Genomic DNA, 3,690 nt, shown 5'->3' on the forward strand with positions numbered 1-3,690 from the left:
CGCTCGCGACCGCGCTCGGCGTGCCCGCCCAACCCACGACCCAGTTGAAAGACGGCGAATCGGCGTTCGGCCGCAATCCGGACGTCGACGTCGAACGCGGCGGCACGTCCCGCCCGTTGCTCTTCGTGCGCGCCGGCTTCGACATCGCATGCGGCGACGACAACGTGCTCACCGCGTACGCATGGGAAAACGGCGGCTGGCGGCGCGTGATGCGCTGGCAGGCCGGCGACTACAAGGACATCGGCGGCGCGTACGGCGGCGGCTTCTGGTTCTCGGCGCTACCCGGCGGGCAGGTCGCGGTCGTCCACGGCACGCCGTGGTGCGCGTCGCGCTGGAGCCGGTTCGCCGTGGACGTGGTCGCGCCGGCCAACGGCTCGGCCGCTCAGCGCACGCTATTCCATACGGAGCACGGCTACGTACTCGACGACAACGCGATCCGGTTCAAAGTGCGCCCCGACGGCTTCGAGGTGCGCGCGACGGTCGGCTCGAAGGACAGCGAAGTGATGACGCGGCCGGGCGTCTTCCGCTATCGCGTCGACGGGGGCACCGTGCAGCGCGTGCAGCCCGTCGCACTCAATGGCCGCGATTTCGTCGACGAATGGCTGAAGGCGGACGATGCGCTGGCGCGCGAATGGAGCGAGCCCACCGCCGCAGCGGCCACGCTGAAAGGCCGACAGGCGTTCGAAAAGGCCAGCAAGGCACCCGATACCGGGTTCGCGTACGGCCCGGTGCGCGGCTGTTCGGACAGCAAGGACCGGTTTCAGGTCGAACTGGATCTGACCGGCAATACCGGCGAAACGGTTGCGCGGCACTATGCGCTGATTCGCCAGGCGCGCAACGGGTTCACGCTGCTCGGGCTGAGCACGGCGGCCGAGCCGGCTTGCCGCGGCGCGAACCTGATGCCGCAGCACTGAACGTCGGGCGCGCGCGCCGCAACGGCCGCACGCATCGACTGTCGGCGGCCATGCACAACGAAGCAGCTGGCAGGAAACGAAACCGGACGGCAACCCGCACGCAGGCCGCACCGCCCGCCCATCACTGGCCGCGCTGCGGCTCGAATACGAACGGTTGGGTCAGCATGAACGGGTTCGCGGTCGCGCCCGTCTGCACGCAGGTCGCGTGCGTCATCGCGTCGATGGCCGCGCGATCGGCCGCCGCATTGCGGCTGCTCGTCGTCACCGTGACGTTCTGCGCCTCGCCCGACGTCGTCATCAGCGCGCGCACGAGCACGGTCGCCGGGCGCGTGAGCGGCTTCGCGGTATCCGGATAGACGGCGCGCGGAATATGGCAGGTCAGCTTGCTTTCCTGCGACGACGACAGCATCGCGCAGCCGGAAAACAGCATCGCGACGGCGGGCAGGATCAGGTAGGTCGAGCGAATAGCCATGGTCGAATATCGTTCTTAAGCACTGTTCCGGACGCACGCGCCGCGCACCGGGAACCATCGCCCGGTCGCATCGCATGCGTCACACTGCGCCGCGGCCATCGGACCGGCGCCCCGTTACGGCCGCACGGCCGATCGATGCCCGGCCGCGATCCTGCTTGGTGAACTTCCCGGATGGCCGGGGTACTGCCGGTGCCGGTGCCGGCCCAGGCCCTATGCGAGCCGGTATGCGCGCGCTTTCGCGCATTGTGCACGCGCCACCCGGCGAGCGGCGGCGATTTGACAATGGTTGACGCGAATCGCCGCGCGTTCAGCCGGAATCCGAGCGATCCGCGAGGTAATTGCTACGCGGCCGGGTTCACCGGGTTCGCCGGGTTCGCGCCGTGCAGTACCGCCCGACGCGCCGCTACTTCCTCACTACGCCGCACCTGCCGGAATTCCCCGTCCGGCAGGCGCTGCGCGCATCAATCCGAATCGTCGTCGTCCTCGTCGTCGGCCGCATCGGCCGGCACTTCGCCGTATTTCGCGACGACCGCCGCCTTGAACGGCTTCAGCGCCGGCTGCTGGTCGCACAGCTTGTACAGCGCCGCCAGTTGCTGCGGCCAGTCCTTCAACTCCTTCGCAAACACGTGCAGGCGCGCGACGGTGTCGAGCGCATCGGCGTCGCGGCCCGCCAGCGCCTGCAGTGCCGCGTAGCGGCGCAGCACCGTCTCGCCGGGCAGCAGCGCGATCGCGCGCTCATGCGCGGCGAGCTTGGCCGGCAGGTCGTCCGTCGAAATCGGCAGCAGCGTGGCCGCGCCGTATTCGCCCCAGGCGCCGAACAGCAGCGACGGCGCATCGCGGTACTGCGCGGCCGGATCGCTGCCGTAGTACAGCACTTCCGCACGCTGGTAGTCGCGCAGCACGGGCACCGACGCCAGCACGCCGCCGACCGACAGCACCGCGAACAGCCCGAACGCCGCGCGCCGCGGCAAGATGCGCAGCGGCTTCACGTCGAGCAGCCCGATCACGAACATCGCCGGCAACAGGAAGAACATGTACTGCTGCGGATACTCGACCAGCGCGTGCATCAGCAGGATACCGATCAGCGCGAAGCCGAACACGCGCATGCTCGACTGCGGCGCGCGCACCGCACGCACGAACCACGTCACGAGCGTGACGACGAGCACGCCCAGGCCGACGAGGCCGGACTTCGCGAGCAGGTCGATGAAGATGTCGTGCGAATTGTTCGCGATCTCGACGCCGCCGAGCGAACGCACGAGCGCGAACTGGTGCGACGGGAACTCGCCCCAGCCGACGCCGAGCAGCGGATGTTCGCGGAACATCGCGAGCCCGTACTTCCACAGCGCGAGACGCGGCGCGATCTGCCCTGCGTCGCGCATCCGGTCGGCCGCGGATTCCGCGAGATTCAGGTGATAGTGCACGTTGGCCCAGCGCACCGCGACGTTCACCGCGACGAACGCCACCGCAAGCACGACCGGGATCAGCCACGCGCGCGCATTGCCCGGCGCACGACGCGATTCGAGCCACGCCATCCAGAAGCCCGCGACGACCATCACCCCGACCTGCAGCCACGGCCCGCGCGACACCGTCAGCGCGAGACCGACCGACAGCACGATCGACAGTGCGAACCACGCCCATACCGCGAGCCGGCGCGTCTGCACGAGATACAGCGCGCCTGCGAGCGCGAACGCGATGTAGCTGGCCAGATGGTTCGCCTGCGCCATGTTGCCGTACGGACGGCGCTCGACCGCGACGTTGTACATCACGACGAACGGCGACAGCGCCGACTCGAGGTGGAACAACTGCGCGATCTGGGTACCGACCGCGAACACGCCGCCGATGAGCAGCGCACCGGCCATCATCCGCGACACGGCCTCGGCCAGCCCGTCGCGCGCGAGCGCATAGCCGGCCTGCATCGCGACCAGCGCGGCGGCGAGATAGCCAACCGCCAGCCAGTTCATCGACGGTACCTTGAGCGGGATCAGCGCGACCTGCGCGATGAGCACCACGGCGAACCCGAGCGGCGCGACGAACGCGGCCGGCGCCGCAAACGGCTCGGCCGGGCGACCCGTGCGCGCGAGCAGCACGACGGACACCCCCACCAGCAGATACAGCACCAGCGCGGAAAACTCGGAATAGAAGGTCGGGATCGGATACGTGTGATTCGTGATTGCGTACGGCACGATCAGGGCGACAGCCAGTGCAACGAGCGGCAACGAACGGGAAAAAGTGGAAGGCATGAGCGAACCGGATGTCAGCAACCGGCGCACTATACAAAACTTTCCCTCCTCTGTGCGGGGCCTT

General features: G+C 68.8%; 3 protein-coding genes. 1 reads left to right on the forward strand and 2 read right to left on the reverse strand.

Annotated features, from left to right (window positions below):
• A partial coding sequence (locus JYJ84_RS31095; protein ID WP_205189909.1) for a hypothetical protein occupies positions 1 to 914 on the forward strand: 914 nt, incomplete at its 5' end.
• A gap of 121 nt (positions 915 to 1,035) precedes the next feature.
• Here JYJ84_RS31095 and JYJ84_RS31100 read toward each other — a convergent pair.
• Together JYJ84_RS31100 and JYJ84_RS31105 are read right to left on the reverse strand one after the other, a co-directional pair.
• The gene (locus JYJ84_RS31100) at positions 1,036 to 1,386 is read right to left on the reverse strand and encodes a TonB family protein (protein ID WP_089451216.1); all 351 of its coding nucleotides are present in this window, start codon (positions 1,384 to 1,386) and stop codon (positions 1,036 to 1,038) included.
• A 461-nt stretch (positions 1,387 to 1,847) separates the two neighbouring features.
• Complete coding sequence (locus JYJ84_RS31105; RefSeq protein ID WP_122946184.1) at positions 1,848 to 3,626, reverse strand: Wzy polymerase domain-containing protein; 1,779 nt, start codon at positions 3,624 to 3,626, stop codon at positions 1,848 to 1,850.
• Positions 3,627 to 3,690: the final 64 nt, after the last annotated feature.

It is taken from the genome of Burkholderia sp. LMG 13014, assembly GCF_905232215.1.
Lineage (GTDB): Bacteria > Pseudomonadota > Gammaproteobacteria > Burkholderiales > Burkholderiaceae > Burkholderia.